Here is a 16,518-nt window from a genome sequence, read left to right on the forward strand (position 1 = left end):
TGGACGGAGTCGTTTGGTCGCCGAATGGCAGGTAACCGTAGGTCTCCTTAGCGCTGGCGTGCACCTGCCTGAGGAGAAGTTGAAGTGGTCACAGTGGGTGCTGTAGCCACCTGATGAGAGATGGAGAGAATGGTGAGCGATGTGAGTATTGAGGGAGACGAGAAACTCATACCCGAGCTGATCTTCGATAGCCGGGGTCTGATGCCAGCTATTGTCGTCGACAAAGAGGGGCAGGTGTTGATGCTTGCCTGGGTTGACCAGGAGGCGCTTCGTCGTATGTTGCGTGATGGCGAGACCTGGTTCTATTCACGTTCGCGCCAGGAGTATTGGCACAAGGGTGCCACCTCTGGCAACATCCAGGAGGTACTCTCCATCAGCGTTGACTGCGATGCCGATACCTTGCTGATCCAGGTTCACCAACATGGCCAAGGAGCCTGTCACACCGGTACCTATAGTTGCTTTTCCCGCTCACTGGCACACCGGGTTGGTCAGGCATGACCTTCGAAGAATTCCAGGAGGCTGCGAGGCAGTACCCTTTGGTGGCACTGACAGAGACGCTGATGGTGGATACCATCACCCCCGTAGCTGCCTTCGATGCGTTGGTGGGGCCCGACGGGGACGGGGTGATCTTCGAGTCCGTCGACCAAGTCGGTCGCTGGTCCCGCTTTTCCTTCGTGGGACGCGCGCCGATTGGTCGCATCCTGGTTCGAAGGGGTGCGATCGAAATCGACGGGCGGTTACCCATCTCCCCGCTGGCGGATGAAGGTATTTTTGACTATCTGAACCGGCTTACCAGCATGCTGGTGATGCAGCCGATGGATCCGATCCCTTTTGCTGGGGGGCTCCTGGGTTACCTTGGTTACGATGTCGTTCGCGAGATTGAGCCCACGATTACTGAGACGGTCGAGGATGATCTCGGTCTGCCTGATGTACTGCTCTCGCTCATCGGCGAGCTGGTGGTCTTTGATCACTGGGCACAGACGGTGACGGTAGTGGTGAATGTCTTGATCGAACCCGGTGGCGACGACGATGAGCAGTATCGATCGGCCTGCGCCGATCTCTCACGACTCGTCACTGAGTTCTGTCAGATTCGCTCTCGCCTGACGCCAGGCCGTGTGGAAGTCGGCAAGGGTGCCGAAGGCGATCTTCTCAACGACCACTCGACCGAGGCCTACGAAGCGATGGTCGAGCGCGCCAAGGAGTACATTCTCGCTGGCGATATCTTCCAGGTGGTGCTCTCGCGACGATTTGACTTTCCGTTACAGACCGACGCAATCTCGCTCTATCGGGCCCTTCGCGTGACGAATCCAAGCCCGTATATGTATCTGCTGCAGTCCAGTGAGATCACTGTCGTAGGTTCCTCGCCAGAGGCACTGGTTACGGCGGATCGAAACGGATCAGTCATGGTCCGACCGATCGCAGGCACCCGGCCAAGAGGAGCGAGCGAGGAAGATGACGGGCGGTTGATCGCTGAACTCCAGGCCGACCCAAAGGAACGAGCCGAACATATCATGTTGGTGGACCTAGCGAGGAATGATGTTGGTAAGGTCGCCGAGTTCGGTTCAGTCCAGGTTGTCAACCTGATGATGCCAGAGTTGTTCGCGAGGGTGATCCATCTCACCAGCGAAGTTGTCGGGAGGTTGCGGCCGGGCGTCAGCCACGTTGACCTCCTGAAGGCGACACTTCCGGCGGGAACGTTGAGCGGGGCTCCCAAGGTACGCGCCATGCAGATTATCGATGAACTTGAGAGGACACGGCGTGGCGTCTACGGGGGAGTGGTGGGGTACTTCAGCGCCCACGGCAACCTTGATTTTGCGATTGCTATTCGGACAGCGGTAGTCGACCCGTCGGGGATGTGCCACCTACAGGCAGGTGCCGGTATCGTCGCTGATTCGGTGGCTCCCAACGAGGCAGCTGAGACGGTGGCCAAGGCCGCTGCTGTCGCGAGAGCGGTTCTCCTCGCCCGCGAATTGCGGGTACCTGAGACCAGGAGCGGGGCCACTAAAGAGTAGGTGTCTCCTTTGTGATCGTTTCGGTGATCAGAGCGGTCGGGATCGCCGTCGCGGGTCTTGCGTCGATCATCAGCCCGCTCTGCTGGCTGAACTTTCGTTTGACCCAACCGCTGATGACGACGGTAGTATCTTCGAGCAGGAGGGCACGGATCTCGCCGGCGTGGTCACCCGATGCGTCAACGAGGGGCAACGGCGGTGCCGGCAGTGCGGCGATCGTCTCCAGGGAGGTGGGCACGAAGCGCTGTACGAATAATGAGATCGGAGGTTTTGCACCTCGTGAGTCCGTACGAGCGACGAGTTCCTGTCCTACGTAGCAGCCCTTGGTGAAACTTACCGCCGAGGCGACGAGCCCGGGCACGCTCGCCACAAGCAGCTCCCCGGGGGCGTCGGTGGGCAGATGGATCGCGAGTCGAGAGAGCCGCAGGTCTGAGAAGTGCTCCAGCGCGCCGGTGTCTCCAGTGGGTGCGAGAGCGGTCAGCGTGGCGTTAAGCGGCCAGAGGGGAGTCGCATCGGAGCTCGGAGTGGTCGCCCAGGCCAGATCTTCCTCGACGATGTCTGCCTTGATACGTATACGAAACTGGGTGAGGCGAACGCGGAGCTGGCTGAGGTGTTCTCGATAGGTAATGAGGCGCACGGCATCCGCATGCATCTCCTGTAAACTCACGATGGTGACAAGTTTTCCGTCTGGCGCACAGACGGCGGCAAGGAAGTGCGTAGCCGTGTCGAGATGTGCAAGATCGTTGGTGAGTTGACCCTGCAAGAAGCGATGGGCATCCGGTCCGGCTACCTGGAGTGATGCCAGGGGTACGGCGATGGTTTGGTCCGTGTCAGGTGTTGTGGGGGTCAGCCGGTGCCGAAGTGAAGGGGTAGTCATCCTGGGAATGAGTCTACACCGTTGCGTTGAAGGGATTGGAGGTCAAGATGTCCGCCCCCCATGCCGATAGCTGCGAGGTGGCTGATCCTTTGAGCGAGACGGTGTATGCAAGACCACCGATGGCCGCATTGTGGGTGACCGATGAAATCGTTCGTCACAACATGGCGAACTACGGTGCGGACGAGGGTTGTTGGGCGTTGGCCAACTGGTGAGAACGTTGTCGACCGTCGTACTGCGTCACTGGCGTCGTTGGGCTTACGCCATGGTGCTTATTCTGGTGTCGACCGGTGCAATCGTCGCTGCTTCGTGGTCCTACTCAACTGCTCGTCAGACGGTGACCGAAAGAAGCAGGGCGGCGGGCGTAGGAGCCCTCGATGACGCCTCTGCTCACCTCACACGTGAGGTTGATGCCCTGGTGGCCCAGATGCAGTTCGTTGGCCTTGTTGCCTTTCGTTCCCCGGCAAATGCAGTAACTCCTGTCGAGCTGAGCATGATCTTTACTCGGTTTGCTCGGTCGTCGAAGGAGCTGGCTGGATTAGCGTTGATCAGTGACGATCACCGTGTCCTCTGGTCCTATGGCGTGCTGGAACACCAAAGGTTGGGGCCACTGACCGAGAGAGTGGCTAGCGATCCCGGGCTGGCGGCAGGGCGCCTCACGGCTGTGAGGGGTCGCCTTCATCTGCTCATCGACCTACAGATTGGCGAAGGGAACGCTCACGCGAGAGGATCGGTCGTTGGCGAGCTAGCGTTGGTGAGTCCACTCGCAAAAGCGGATGCGCAACGTATCTATCTGCTACAGCGTGGGTCGCCGACATTGGTGATCACCGACAACGGCGTACACGTGGAGGCGGTGCCATCGACCTATGTCGTTTTCCCGTCGCTCCAATCGGCACTACCCGAGGTCAAACTCGTGGCAGGCATCTCCTCGCAGGCTCTCAGTGAGGAGACTCGTCGGGCGACGACGGGACCACTGGTCGTGATTGCGTTGGCGTGGTTTGCATTGGTGGGTCTCGGGTTCGTCGCTGTGGAGTTGATCTACGCTGCCAAAGCAAGTCAGGTGACGAGCAGAGAGAATATGAGGTTGGCCGAGTTGCACCGTCGACTCTCGGAACTGGTATTGGCCCATAAGGAGCTCGGGCCGTTGTTCCGAGACGTTTGCACTGTTCTGCAGGAGTTCACGGATGCGAAGTTGGTGACCATTGACGTGACTCCGGAGCACGCCGCATTATGGGGCCTCGGTGCGGTCAACACAAGCACGGCCCCATCCTGGTTGCGTTCGACAGTGAAGCCCTCCGCGCCGAGTGACGGCCGCGTGTGGATTGGAGGTAGCAGCCCGACACACCAGCGTTACTATCGTTGGGGCATTGGTGGTGGATCGTCGACGATTGGTGACCTTTTGGTCATGAGTCCGAGCCGCGCAAGTGAGGATCAGATCCAAAGTATCAATCTCGATATCCTCGACGTTGCTATTGAGCGAGCAAATGCGATGGCGCAACGCGATGACATGGCTGCTGCTGTGAAGACTATCGATGTCGGTGTGGCCATCTTTGGAAGTGATGGTCTGTTGCGGTGGGCGAACCGTTGTTGGTATTCGTTGTTGGGAGTCGGGCCAGAGTATGCGATCCCCATACGTTTACCCGCATTGGTCGCTGGAGAGGTGGGCCAAGAGGTCGCTGCGTTGCTGGCACAAGTAGCGACGAATCCGGGCCAAAAGCTCCAGCGTGAGGTGCCATTGCGTCGGTTATCCGATCAATCCACTTTTTGGGCTTCGTTGACCGTTGCCATCGTCGCAGATCGGGTAGATGGCTCACTTACTCGTAGCGCGGTCGTGCTGTTGCGTGATGCCACTGAAGCTCATGAGTCATCGGAGTCGTTGCAGTTTCAGCTCGAGCACGATTCCTTGACGGGTACGCTGTCGCGGTCTGCGATCGAGGCCAAGGCAGCGGCGATTATTGCTGGTGACCCGGATTCGAACGCTGGCTTTGCTCTTGCGATCCTTGACGTCGATAACTTTAAGCTCGTCAATGACACCTGGGGTCATGCCTTTGGTGATGAACTCCTGGTTGGCATCGGGCATCGATTGCAGGAGAACCTTGGGCAAGCCCATAGTGTCGGCCGCTTCGGTGGCGATGAGTTTGTACTGATCTTCTGTCTGAGTAGTGCCAGCTTGGCACAGTGCGTCGAAGCAGTCAGGCAAGCGTTGGATACCCCCTTTGCTATCGATGATGATCTTTCGATCTTCGTACGCGCGAGCATGGGTATCGCTCAGTACCCGACGGACGCGGTAGTCCTCGATCAACTCTTGCGGGAGGCTGATCGAGCGCTCTATCATGTGAAGAATCATCTGAAGACCTCTGACGAGAAGACCTCTGACGAGAAGACCTCTGACGAGAAGACCTCTGACGAGAAGACCTCGGATGAGAAAGAGAACCGGTGGTGGCTGTCACGATCCGAACTTGAGGTTTCAGAGTCTACCGAATACGATCCTTGGTCGGTTGCAAGTGCCCAAGCGCTGGATCGCTGCTCGGGAATCTTTGCGACGTTGATGGAGGTGATTGAGATACGGCTGCGCGAGCGCCTCGACCCGAGCCAAGCACTACCCCTCGATGCTGCGAACAATGACTGGGTCCGACTGCACTGCCGCCTGCTAACGAGTGCTCTTGACCCCACTGCCGTGCCAGCTTTGTTGCAGGTCGCCGTGGAGGCTGCGGGTGCGGAGCTTGAGATAGCAAATGCCGATCGAGAGCTACTCTCCTTGAGCAGTTCGATTGTCACATCGGCAATCCTGGACGACCGCGTGGGGCCAATGATCGCAGCTCGGGAACGTCGCCTCGTGGTGGAGCTCATCCGACGTCGTTTTGATTGGGTTGTCGAATATGAGCGCGTAGCGATGGCCCAGGTACGTGGGACCTACTTGGTGGGGGCCATGGGGGCGCCGCTGCACGAACATGCGAGCTGGGATGCGTTTCTTGACGCGACGTTGGATGGAGTGGTCGGACTGCCTGGCGTGCGAGGAGCGGTTTTTAGTCTTTCTCCTTCCCATGTGGTGGACGGTTTGCGGTATCTCGGAGGCGATCTCGCTTCCCAGCTCAGGGCGTGGTTCAGCGAGAACCGTGAGGCGTCAGCTATCTTTGACCTTTCGCAACGGCAGGGACCTGGTGATGGTGTCCATGCATGGGAGACCAACACCATCGTTCGGGTTCGTGATGCGCTGGTGGCGGAGCAGTATCGACCATGGCGGCCGCTCGTCTCACGATTTGGGTTCCGTTCCTTGGCCATCGTGCCGATCATGGCGGGAGTCGAGGCGGTCGGGCTCTGTACGATTTTTGGCAGTTATACCAACCAATTTGAGGGCAGAACGCCTGATGAGTTCCTGGTGGGACTCCAACACACCTTGGAGACGGGTTGGATACGCCTGCATGGTCACAATGTGACCTTGACTGGAGAGAAGGTTCAGCGCTATCGTAAGGCGCTCAGCCAGGGAGGACTCCGGGAGCATCTGCAACCTCTCCTCGATCTCACCACTGCGACGGTGACGCGCGCTGAGGTCCTAGCCCGTCTGAAGGTCGGAGCTGAAGGTTTGGCTCTGCCAGGCGAGTTTTTGCCAGCCTTTGGACCAGCGGAGCTCTCTCGACTCTTTGTGGATTCACTCAGGCGCACCATCGAATGGCATCAACGCTGGGTTGCGAGCGGATTGACCATGGGGGTTTCCATCAATGTCCCCGCCGATGTTCTTGGTGATGCACGTCTGCGGGAGGAGCTCGCGGCTGCTCGCATGAGTTGTAATGGGGATCTCTCTTGGCTGATGCTCGAGCTCCTCGAGAGTGATCATCTCACTGAGGAGGTATCGGAGGTGGTCAAAACACTCGCTGCGGAGGGTATCAGCTTTGCTATCGATGATCTGGGGACAGGGTACTCAAACCTCAGTAGACTCGTGGATCTCCCTTTTTCGCAGATCAAACTCGATCGATCGATCGTGCAGCGACTCTGGAGTCGCCCTCTCTCGACACTTGCCATCGTCGATAGTGTGATCCAGGCAGGACATGAAGCTCGACGCACAGTCGTGCTCGAAGGGATCGAACGACGTGAGCTTTTAGAGGTCGCGGCGATCTTGGGGGCAGATTATGCCCAAGGATTCGCGATCGCTCGACCGATGCCCGCGGTGGAGTTCGAGCCATGGCTACAACAACCCATCGATCGTCAGAGCCGTTCGGACAGTAGCTCGACGTTCGGGGTACAGGTGAACTCCATTCTCGGCGCTATCGCCTATATCTGGCGCGAGGTGCATCGCCATGGTGATCACGTCGCACAAGCATGGGGAGATTGCCCTGTCGAGGCCTATCTGCGGGGGACCTATGGTGTGAAGTCACCCGTCGTTGTGTTGCATCGTCGACTGCACACAGAGGGACTGGTCGCCTCCTCGACCTATCAGGATCTCCTGGGAGAGCTGGATCGCCGTCAACGAGCGTTGCTCTCTGGTGAAGACACAGGGAGTGAGCGAATGGCACCTGACGGAGTATCGGTTGGCTGAGAGGTGGTCGTTGCGACACGAGGAATGGTGATCACGAAGCGCGTCCCTCTGTCGAGGTGAACGGGTGAATCGACTTGCACCTCGAGCCCCATGTGGCCCGCCAAGCGGCCGACGATGAGAAGTCCGAGACCGCTGCCGACGGTACCATCTCTGCCTGGCGTTGGGTTCAGTTGATGGTAAAAAAGCTTGTCACGTAGATCCGATGGCAGTCCGCCTCCATCGTCGGTGATCGTCACGTTGATCGCATTCGGGGTTGGCGCCAGCCGAATCTCAACCTCATGAACGGCGTACTTGAGCGCGTTATCGAGAAGATTTCCTAACAGTTGGAGCAGGCGCTCTGGGTCCACCTGAACGATTGCGGGCGGTGACATAGGTTGCATAGTAAGAGAGACGGCATTGCGTTGTGCGCGAGGGCTCACCGCCTCCACGAGGTGTTCCAATAGGGCAGTAAGGTCAATCTGTTGTGGTTCGAGGGTGTAGTCGCTCGCGCGCAGGCGTGCAAGGGCGATCAGGTCGTTGATGAGTCGTTCGATTCGCTGGGCTTCGCGCTCGATGGTCCGTGCTGCCTCCGCTGGAGAGGCAACCGCTTCGTCGATGATCGCCTCAGCGAAGCCTCTGATCGAGGTCAAGGGTGTACGCAAGTCGTGAGAGATGGCGAGGATGTAGGTTGACTCGACCTCATTAGCGGCCTTCAAGGAGGTGATCATGGAAGAGATGGCGTCGTCGAGGTTGGCCAGTTCGGATTCGCGTGGTTTCTCGATGGGTGCCTCGTCATCGAGATGACCGGAGGCGATTCGCCGCGAGCGTGTCACGAGAAGATCGAGGGTTCGCGAGATGTGCGCCGTGTAGTGATCAGAGATCGAGACGGCGACGATTGCGGTGATGAGAACTGCGCCCACAACAAAGATGACCGGGCCCTCGATGGAGGGTAGAGGGTGCGTCAAGATGAGAGCAAACGAGTGCGAAGTGATGGTCAAGGGGTGGCTGCGAAACGAGAACGGAGTGGTGACTGGGTAGGCGAGAAAGACCTCGTTGCCGATGACGCCTGACTGGTAATGACCGGACACGAGCGATGCAAAGTTAATCGTCGATGGCGTGATTGGGTGTGGCAGTGCCACGAGCGGCTGATTGGAGCGACTCAACGGGACAAGGTGTAGTCGACCGACACCAGCTGTGGCAAGAAACGGGTGGACGAATCGATGGTTCGCGCGTTCGAATAAAATCGCAAGTGCGCTCGCTGTACGCAGCAGAAATGCCTGTGTTTGGTGAACCGAGACCTCGCGACTGATGGCCAAGGTCCCCAGGCCACCGATCAGCACCGTGACGACAGCGGTCACAAGTAGGCCAAAGCGAACGGTCGCACGGATGCTGTTGGAAGACTTAGGCCAGGCGATAACCGACCCCCCAGACGGTGGTGATGGGTAGTGCATCGCCAAATTTGCGACGTAACTGACGAATATGGACGTCAACGGTACGGTCGTCTCCGTACCACTCGGGTCCCCATACGCCGTCGAGGAGCTGGCGTCTTGAGAGTGCGACTCCTCGATGGGTGATGAGAAAACCTAAGAGATCGAACTCTCTATTGGTTAAGGGAATTGGTGTTCCCGCTAACGTTGTCGCGCGGCGCTTTTGGTCCCAGGTGATCGGGCCAAGGATTTCGATGACGGCCCCAGCGGGTGGCGTCGCTTGGGTGCGTCGCAAGATTGCATTCAGTCTGGCGATGAGTTCCCGGGGAGAGAAGGGCTTTGTGACGTAATCATCTGCGCCGATCTCGAGTCCAAAGATCCGATCAAGTTCCTGATCCCTGGCCGAAAGCATGACGATCGGAACGGTTGAATGTTTGCGTAGGGTGCGACAGACGTCGAGCCCGTCGAGGGCACCAGGTAGGTTAAGGTCGAGAATGACGGCGGTGGGAGCCTCTGTATCAAAAAGAGTGAGGGCCGACTCCCCGGTGATGGCGATCACTGGAACAAAGTGGGCACGCTCGAGATAGGCCCGCAGAAGCTCTGCTATAGAGGGATCATCCTCAACGATGAGAACGGCCGGTTGCACGGTAGTGAGCCTAGTGACCTTGGGAGCACGGAGGCGCGTCAATGGCCAGCCCCTGGTGAGCCGCTCACACCTATGGGCAGGGGATTGGATTTGTCCCGCTGATCAAGCGTTGGGCGTATCGATCTGTTGGGCTCGATTCGTTGTGGAAAGAGACGAACCTGTCGCTGCTGCGCCAGAGACTTGATGCACAACATCGACCTTGGATGGAGGTTCGATGGGATCGAGTTCGCCAAGCTCGCGTTCGAACTCCTCGTCAGAAGGTGAGCTGGGGTCGATATCGCTGGCGGTGTACTTGCCACCACGCAGCCAAGAGGCCACGGCCGCGACAAGACAGGCGATCGCTGCGAACATAAATGCCTCCGTGAGCCCGTGCCCGAAGGGCCGTGAGATCAAGTGCGGGAAGTAGAAGCGCCCGGTCAGATAGTGGGCATTTGCGGCAGGAAGTTTACCAAGGACCGAGGAACCGATCAGTTTTGCGATCGGATTGTACCCGAGGAAGGCTGCAAAGAGCAGGCTGACTGGTGGCAGGGTCGAGATTCCCTCTGCGATATGCAATGGAACGTGCTGATGGGTGAGGCCAGTGACCAGGGCATGTGGGAGATAAGCCTGGAGACCAAAGATCATCAGGGTGAAGAAGACGCCGATGGAGAGGACCATAGCTGAGTTCTGAAAAGTGGCGGCCATGCCGGCACCAACACCTCGTTCGTTGACGGGCAGGCTGTTCATGATACCAGCGCGGTTCGGCGAGGCGAAGAGACCCATGGCGAGTCCGTTGAGGAGAAGAAGTCCGGCAAAGACGGGGTAGGCAAAATTCACTGGCAAGTAGATCAGCAAGATGAAGGAGAGTGCGGCGATGACCATACCTCCGGTAGCGAAGGGGCGTGCACCAAAGCGGTCAGAGAGATACCCAGAGATCGGGCCAGCGGCGAGGAATCCGATGGTGAGGGGTACGAGGTAGATGCCGGCCCAAAGTGGGGTCGATGAGTATGAGTAGCCGTGTTGGGGTAGCCAAATGCCTTGTAGCCAGATGATGAGGATAAACATCATCCCACCTCGGCCCAGTGAGGCGAGGAGGCTGGCGAGGTTCCCGGCGCTATAGGGACGTAGCTTGAACAGACGTACGTTCATCATGGGTGCCGGTCGTTTGAGTTCGATCGCGACGAAACTGACCAGTGTCAGGACGCCTCCGATAAGGGCGGCGAGTACCCCCGGATTGGTCCACCCCATCGTGTGTCCGCCGTAGGGTTGGAGACCGTAGGTGATGCCAACCAGGATCGAGATGAGACCGATTGCAAAGACAAGGTTGCCGAGGACGTCGATCTTTGCTTTGATCTTTTTGCCAAGGTCATGGAGCATGATATAGGCCCAAACCGTACCGATCAGGCCGAAGGGAACCGAGACAAGAAAGACGGCACGCCATGAGATTGGGGCCAAGAGGCCACCCATAATGAGGCCGAGAAACGACCCAGCGATCGCGGCAACATTATTGATTCCAAGGGCTAGACCACGCTGGTTCGAGGGGAAGGCATCGGTGAGGAGGGCGGCTGAGTTGGCAAAAAGGAGTGCTCCACCTAGGCCCTGTCCAAGCCGCATCACAATCAACCACATCGCACCCCCACCTCCATGCAACCAGGTGATCGAGAGAAGGATGGAAAAGATCGTGAAGGTAGCAAATCCCATGTTGTACATGCGCGCTCGTCCATACATGTCGCCAAGACGCCCGAAGCTCACGACCATGACCGCTGTCACGACAAGGTAGCCCATCAATACCCAAAGAAAATAGGAGGTGTTCTGTGGTGCAAGCGGATTGAGCTTGATGCCGTTGAAGATCTCCGGTAGCGAGATCAGCACGATTGAGGAGTTGATGGTTGCCATCAAGATGCCGAGCGTGGTGTTGGAGAGAACGATCCATTTATAGCGCGGGTGTTCGGTTATTTTGAACGACCGTTCGCGCACCGACTGCTTGTTTGAATGGGTCTTGCTCCCAAGCATCGCTCACTCCTCCAATCATGTCTTGCTCGCCTTGTCCTTGAGCCCCTCGACCAGACGACGAGCTAGTCCGTATAAGGAACACAACCAACTCATCGACGATCGTGTTCGCTGACGACGACTGTTCCAGTGTAGTCGGTAAGCGCTTGCATAGTACAACTATATTGAAGAAAGTGAGGCGATCTGGGGACTTTGCTGGTTCGGTGGGCGGGTAGCCTGGTAGCGGTGGCAACCTATCTCGATGCTATTTTGGCGGTACACAGGGAGCGCTGCGCCAGCGATGGGCGTGATCTCGAGGGACTTCGTCGAGCTTGTGAGGCCATGCCATCCGCTCCTAGTTTTGAGGAAGCTCTTCGATCACCGTCCCTTGGTGTCATTGCTGAGGTCAAACGCCGTTCACCAGTTCGTGGGTCTATGTCCGAGGAGGAGGTACATCCAGCGGCAATCGCTGCCGAGTATCAAGCGGGAGGTGCCGCTGCGATCTCTGTGCTGACCGATACTCCCCATTTTGGCGGCAGTATGGATGATCTTAGCGCTGTGGTGGATGCGGTTACCATTCCGGTACTGCGTAAAGACTTTTTGCTGAGTGAACGCGACCTCTGTGATGCACGGCTCTATGGTGCTGGCGCGGCACTCCTGATCGCGGCAGCGATGGATCAAGAGAGGCTCGTTCAGCTGATCCGTTGGAGTTCGCTGATCGGGTTAGAACTGCTGCTCGAGGTGCATGATCCTCGTGAGTTGGCTGGTCTCGATTTAGTGGCCCTTGAGTTTCATGGTGCCCTTGGGATCAACCAGCGGGATCTGGTGACCTTCACCGTTGACTCCAGTCGGGCACTGGCCTACCGTGAACAGTTGGGACACCAATTCCCGGTGGTGGCGGAGTCAGGGGTCAGGAGTCCCCAGGATGCGCACGCCTTGGCTGCTGGTGGTTACGATGCAGTTCTGGTGGGTGAGATGCTGATGCGTTCTCGGGATCGCCGTGCCGGTGTGAAGGCTCTCTGTGCAGGCTGAGAATGTTTTTGTTAAGATCTGTGGCATCACCAATGTCACTGATGCACTCGTGGCGCTCAACTGCGGAGCCGATGCGCTCGGCTTTGTCTTTGCCGAATCCGCGCGGCGGGTGACGGCAGAGGGCATCGCTCCGGTGCTGGCACATTTGCCGTCGCGAGTGCTCACTTTCGGGGTCTTCGTCGATACCCCTCCGGACGAAGTGCTTGCTGTAGCGCACTCGCTTGGGTTAGGGGGTGTGCAACTGCACGGTCACGAGCCACCGGACGAGGTTGCATACTTGAGAGCGCACCTACCATACGTGATCAAGGCGATCACCAGCGAGGATCTGCAGGGCGGAGGACTGGAGGGTTATCGGCCGTGGGCAACGCTCGTTGACGGGCCACGGCCAGGCTCAGGCGAACGATTGGACTGGGTGTCACTGGTGGAGATGTCCCCGGTGGAGCGACTCATCCTCGCCGGTGGTCTCAATGCCCACAACGTGGCAGAAGCGATCTCGCTGGTCAATCCCTATGGTGTAGATGTTTCGAGCGGGGTTGAAAGTAGTCCGGGCCACAAGGATCGGACCCAGGTGTGTGCGTTTGTGCGTGCAGTCCGGAGCGCCGTGCGCGCTGGAGTTGCCGTGCTGAGTGAGGAAGAAGGAGAGAGCAGATGACGAGCATGATGGATAGTCCGGATGCGACAGGTAGGTTCGGCGATTTCGGTGGGCGGTTCGTGCCGGAGTCGTTGATGCCGGCGGTGATTGAGCTGGAATCTTCCTTCCGTGAGGCCTGGAGTGACCCGCTTTTCCGTGCGGAGTACACAGCGATACTAGAGAGCTATGCGGGGCGACCAACCCGTCTCTACCTCGCTGAACGACTCTCTGAGTATCTGGGTGCGGAGGTCTGGTTAAAACGTGAGGATCTCGCGCACACAGGCTCTCACAAGATCAATAACGTGATCGGCCAGGCGTTGCTCGCGCGTCGGATGGGTAAGACCCGTCTGATCGCGGAGACGGGTGCGGGTCAACATGGGGTGGCGACTGCGACAGCTGCTGCATTGTTTGGCCTCGAGGCGAAGGTCTACATGGGAGAAGTTGATGTTGCTCGCCAATCGCTCAATGTGTTCCGCATGCGGTTGCTAGGTGCGGAGGTTGAGGCAGTTACCTCTGGCTCACGCACCTTGAAGGATGCCGTTAATGAGGCCATGCGCAGCTGGGTGGCGGCACTAAGCGATACGCATTACTGCATTGGGAGTGTGATGGGTCCCCATCCGTATCCGTGGATGGTCCGAGAGTTCCAGCGGGTCATCGGTGATGAGGCTCGGACCCAGTATCTCGCAGCGACAGGATCCACCCCGGACTGGGTCGTCGCCTGTGTGGGCGGGGGTTCGAACGCGGCTGGGACTTTTGCTGGCTTTGTCGATACCACGGCACGGCTGGTGGGCGTTGAGCCAGAGGGTGGAGCGGCGATAGGGCGTGGCATCGGAGGCATCGTGCATGGCATGCAGTCGTTCTTTCTTCAGGATGAGTTTGGTCAGGTCAACGAGGCCTCATCGATATCGGCTGGCCTTGATTACCCCGGTGTTGGCCCCGAACACGCGCATCTGTCGGCGATCGGTCGTGCGCGATATGGTCAGGTCAACGACGATCAGGTCTTGGATGCGGTTCAGTTACTAGCCCGCACTGAGGGGATCGTCTGCGCGCTTGAATCCGCCCACGCGATCGCCTGGCTCGTAGAGCATCAACCAGAGATCGCTGGGAGTTCTATCGTGGTAACCCTCTCGGGACGTGGTGACAAGGACATGGAGACGATCGCGGAGCGTCTTGGGTTTTTTGAAGGCGATCAGCGTGCTTGAAAGGACCCTGCAACAGCTTCGGTTGAGCCGCCGACGGCTTCTCATCCCGTATGTGATGGCAGGCAGCGATCCCGATTGGCTCTCGTTGGTCGATCTTGTGATCGAGAGTGGAGCTGATGCGGTGGAGATTGGGATTCCATTCTCCGACCCAAGTATGGATGGTCCTGTCATCCAACGTGCTGGAGAGCTCGCCCTCGCACGTGGGGTCACACCGCTTTCAGTGTTGAGCGAGTTGCGGACACGATCATTTTCAGTCCCGATTGTGGTGATGACCTATTACAACATCTTCCATCACATGGGCATCGAGCGCGCAGTCACTGAGCTGCGCCAGGCGGGTGTGGATGGAGTGATCATTCCGGACCTTCCCTTGGAGGAAGGTCAGAGTTGGAGGACGAGTGCAAAGACCCAGGGACTTGAGACTGTCCAGCTCATCTCTCCGGTGACCTCACTTGAGCGGGTTGATGACATCCTCGCGGTCGCGGAGGGTTTTGTCTATGGCGTAGGAAGCATGAGTGTGACCGGCGAACGGGCCGAACTGGCTGAGACGGCCACTGCCTTGGCGACGCGCATCCGCCCTCGCACTGAGCTGCCGTTACTCATCGGGATCGGCATCTCGAATGGCGAGCAGGCGGCGGCGGTCGTCGAGGCCGGGGCCGATGGGGTGGTAGTCGGCTCTGCTCTCTTGCGGCGAGTACTCGAGGGTCAGTCACCAAACGAGCTAGCTGACTTTGTTCAGAGCATTCGAGAGTCCCTCGACGGGACCTAGGCGGGGTCCGATCGCGTGCGTAAACCTGGTATCACCTCATTGTCGGTGAGCCAGCAGCGCCATGACTCTGACATCACCGAGGGATGAAGGTTCGCTCGGGACAACTGGGTTAGTGGCAAACAAAATGTCGGCGTTTGTGAGAACGCAAGCGCGCAACAGCGGTCCGTGGATCTTGCGAAAAACTAGTCGTGTAGGCTTGCCGTTCACCTACTGCTTCATCGAAGCTCATTTCGCCATCCCTGCAACCGAAACTCAGTAGCGGGCCAGTGCTTTTGGCCCCACAGTCGTCACTTTTGGCCGACCTCGCCGCAGGGCAGCTCCAGAATACCAAGACCAGAGCTTAGGTGTTGCTGGTGGCGTTTACGCAGCGGTCATGAACGGCTCCGCAACCGTCGCACGTCCACCGTCTGGCCGCTGACGGCATTGATGTCGATATTGCTTCGCACGTTGAACGCGTCCTCGTGCTCGGCCGCCAGCGGCGAGCGATCCTCTGGGGTGCAGTATCGGTGTGTGTAGCTTGGAAAGTACACCAATGAGGACGAGCAGACAGAGATGCTGGAATGGCACCCTACGGTGAAATGGTAGAGGAGGTGAGACCTCACCGAAGGTACCGAGCCATGCGTTTCCCGTGGCGGATGATTGGAGTCCTGATGGTCGATTGATCGGTGCGTGATCCGTCTCGTCATGGCTCATCAGATGGCTGGAGCAGAGGCGCGCGATGGGCTTGGTGCTCTCGCTATGAGATGCGCAGTACTTTGACTGGCAACGTAGGCCATATCCGTTGCTCCTAGGCACATTGGTGGCGGCGATGGGGCGCTGGATTTGGGTCGTGCACTAGGATCTGGACCATGGAACAAGAAGGCGATGCCATCGCACCCAACGCGGACGGACTCTCAGATGATGAATCGCGTGAGAATGACGCTTCCGTTCCCCAAGTGGCGGATAGCGAACCAATCGGCAGTGGTGAACCGCGACATTTGGCGGAGCGACCGCATTCGACGAGAACCTCCCGGGTGTGGATTGGTTCGTTCTTCGGGCTGGTGGTGCTGATCGCGATTCTCGTCTTCATCCTGCAGAATCTTGCCTCCATCGCCATCCACTTTCCAGGATCCACTATTCGCATGCCGGTGGGTGTGGCCATCTTGTTTGGCGTTATTCTTGGCGGTCTATTTGTCTTTCTCCTCGGCTTGGCGCGGGTCCTCCAGTTGCGACGGAGCATGGGTCGCAACCGAAAGGCAAGTTGATCGCGATAGGGATCGATGATCCTGGCGAGATGACGAGCGACTGCTGGGGGTCCTGCGTTGGTCAAATTCGCCATTGACCGGTAGCGACTGGGGCTAGCCGGGCTTTCAGCACATGCAAGGGCGAAGGGAGCTACCACTTCTCTTGAGGACATGGTCAGCGCTTGTTGCCCCCCTCGAGCAGGTCGAATGTCTGGAGAGACAGAGCC

General features: G+C 58.3%; 12 protein-coding genes and 1 pseudogene. 9 read left to right on the plus strand and 4 right to left on the minus strand.

Translation table 11 applies throughout. The annotated features are described in order from the left end of the window. Positions 1-129: 129 nt before the first annotated feature. Positions 130-474: pseudogene (gene hisI / locus M7Q83_RS11145) on the plus strand (phosphoribosyl-AMP cyclohydrolase); the annotation flags it as partial. Between the two features lie 20 nt (positions 475-494). Then, positions 495-2,012, plus strand: a complete 1,518-nt coding sequence (locus M7Q83_RS11150; protein WP_298338624.1) for a chorismate-binding protein — start codon at positions 495-497, stop codon at positions 2,010-2,012. On the opposite strand, the gene M7Q83_RS11155 is transcribed toward M7Q83_RS11150, so the two are convergent. Continuing rightward, positions 2,002-2,886, minus strand: a complete 885-nt coding sequence (locus tag M7Q83_RS11155; RefSeq protein WP_298338627.1) for a hypothetical protein — start codon at positions 2,884-2,886, stop codon at positions 2,002-2,004. The two genes, M7Q83_RS11150 and M7Q83_RS11155, sit on opposite strands and share 11 nt — an antisense overlap. Positions 2,887-2,933: 47 nt before the next feature. On the opposite strand from M7Q83_RS11155, the gene M7Q83_RS11160 reads away from it, so the two are divergent. Both M7Q83_RS11160 and M7Q83_RS11165 read left to right on the plus strand, forming a co-directional pair. Further along, positions 2,934-3,098: a hypothetical protein gene (locus tag M7Q83_RS11160; protein ID WP_298338631.1), complete on the plus strand. Its 165-nt coding sequence runs from the start codon at positions 2,934-2,936 to the stop codon at positions 3,096-3,098. Next, positions 3,077-7,417, plus strand: a complete 4,341-nt coding sequence (locus M7Q83_RS11165) for an EAL domain-containing protein (protein ID WP_298338634.1) — start codon at positions 3,077-3,079, stop codon at positions 7,415-7,417. The genes M7Q83_RS11160 and M7Q83_RS11165 overlap by 22 nt, the downstream gene beginning before the upstream one ends. On the opposite strand, the gene M7Q83_RS11170 is transcribed toward M7Q83_RS11165, so the two are convergent. From M7Q83_RS11170 to M7Q83_RS11180, 3 genes are all read right to left on the minus strand, one after another. Continuing rightward, positions 7,345-8,847, minus strand: a complete 1,503-nt coding sequence (locus M7Q83_RS11170) for a HAMP domain-containing sensor histidine kinase (RefSeq protein ID WP_298338637.1) — start codon at positions 8,845-8,847, stop codon at positions 7,345-7,347. The two genes, M7Q83_RS11165 and M7Q83_RS11170, sit on opposite strands and share 73 nt — an antisense overlap. Beyond that, positions 8,798-9,469 carry a response regulator transcription factor gene (locus tag M7Q83_RS11175; protein ID WP_298338641.1) on the minus strand — a complete coding sequence of 224 codons (672 nt, stop codon included), beginning with the start codon at positions 9,467-9,469 and terminating at the stop codon, positions 8,798-8,800. The genes M7Q83_RS11170 and M7Q83_RS11175 overlap by 50 nt, the downstream gene beginning before the upstream one ends. Positions 9,470-9,571: 102 nt before the next feature. Beyond that, positions 9,572-11,461: an MFS transporter gene (locus M7Q83_RS11180; protein WP_298338644.1), complete on the minus strand. Its 1,890-nt coding sequence runs from the start codon at positions 11,459-11,461 to the stop codon at positions 9,572-9,574. A gap of 222 nt (positions 11,462-11,683) precedes the next feature. On the opposite strand from M7Q83_RS11180, the gene M7Q83_RS11185 reads away from it, so the two are divergent. The 5 genes from M7Q83_RS11185 to M7Q83_RS11205 all read left to right on the plus strand — a co-directional run bounded on the left by M7Q83_RS11185 (position 11,684) and on the right by M7Q83_RS11205 (position 16,312). Then, positions 11,684-12,469 carry an indole-3-glycerol phosphate synthase TrpC gene (locus tag M7Q83_RS11185; RefSeq protein ID WP_298338648.1) on the plus strand — a complete coding sequence of 262 codons (786 nt, stop codon included), beginning with the start codon at positions 11,684-11,686 and terminating at the stop codon, positions 12,467-12,469. Further along, positions 12,459-13,121 carry a phosphoribosylanthranilate isomerase gene (locus M7Q83_RS11190; protein WP_298338650.1) on the plus strand — a complete coding sequence of 221 codons (663 nt, stop codon included), beginning with the start codon at positions 12,459-12,461 and terminating at the stop codon, positions 13,119-13,121. The genes M7Q83_RS11185 and M7Q83_RS11190 overlap by 11 nt, the downstream gene beginning before the upstream one ends. Beyond that, entirely contained in the window at positions 13,118-14,302 is a 1,185-nt protein-coding gene (gene trpB, locus M7Q83_RS11195; RefSeq protein WP_298338655.1) for a tryptophan synthase subunit beta, read from the plus strand. Before M7Q83_RS11190 ends, trpB begins: the two co-directional genes overlap by 4 nt. Further along, positions 14,295-15,068, plus strand: a complete 774-nt coding sequence (trpA, locus tag M7Q83_RS11200) for a tryptophan synthase subunit alpha (protein ID WP_298338658.1) — start codon at positions 14,295-14,297, stop codon at positions 15,066-15,068. Before trpB ends, trpA begins: the two co-directional genes overlap by 8 nt. Before the next feature lie 848 nt (positions 15,069-15,916). Continuing rightward, complete coding sequence (locus tag M7Q83_RS11205; protein WP_298338661.1) at positions 15,917-16,312, plus strand: lipopolysaccharide assembly protein LapA domain-containing protein; 396 nt, start codon at positions 15,917-15,919, stop codon at positions 16,310-16,312. The last annotated feature ends 206 nt before the right edge of the window (positions 16,313-16,518 follow it).

The organism is Ferrimicrobium sp. (assembly GCF_027364955.1).
Lineage (GTDB): Bacteria > Actinomycetota > Acidimicrobiia > Acidimicrobiales > Acidimicrobiaceae > Ferrimicrobium.

Coding starts and splice junctions, on each gene's coding strand:
- M7Q83_RS11150 (WP_298338624.1), top strand. CDS start 495: ATGACCTTCGAAGAATTCCAGGAGGCTGCGAGGCAGTACCCTTTGGTG.
- M7Q83_RS11155 (WP_298338627.1), bottom strand. CDS start 2,886: ATGACTACCCCTTCACTTCGGCACCGGCTGACCCCCACAACACCTGAC.
- M7Q83_RS11160 (WP_298338631.1), top strand. CDS start 2,934: ATGTCCGCCCCCCATGCCGATAGCTGCGAGGTGGCTGATCCTTTGAGC.
- M7Q83_RS11170 (WP_298338637.1), bottom strand. CDS start 8,847: ATGCACTACCCATCACCACCGTCTGGGGGGTCGGTTATCGCCTGGCCT.
- M7Q83_RS11180 (WP_298338644.1), bottom strand. CDS start 11,461: ATGCTTGGGAGCAAGACCCATTCAAACAAGCAGTCGGTGCGCGAACGG.
- trpB (WP_298338655.1), top strand. CDS start 13,118: ATGACGAGCATGATGGATAGTCCGGATGCGACAGGTAGGTTCGGCGAT.
- M7Q83_RS11205 (WP_298338661.1), top strand. CDS start 15,917: ATGGAACAAGAAGGCGATGCCATCGCACCCAACGCGGACGGACTCTCA.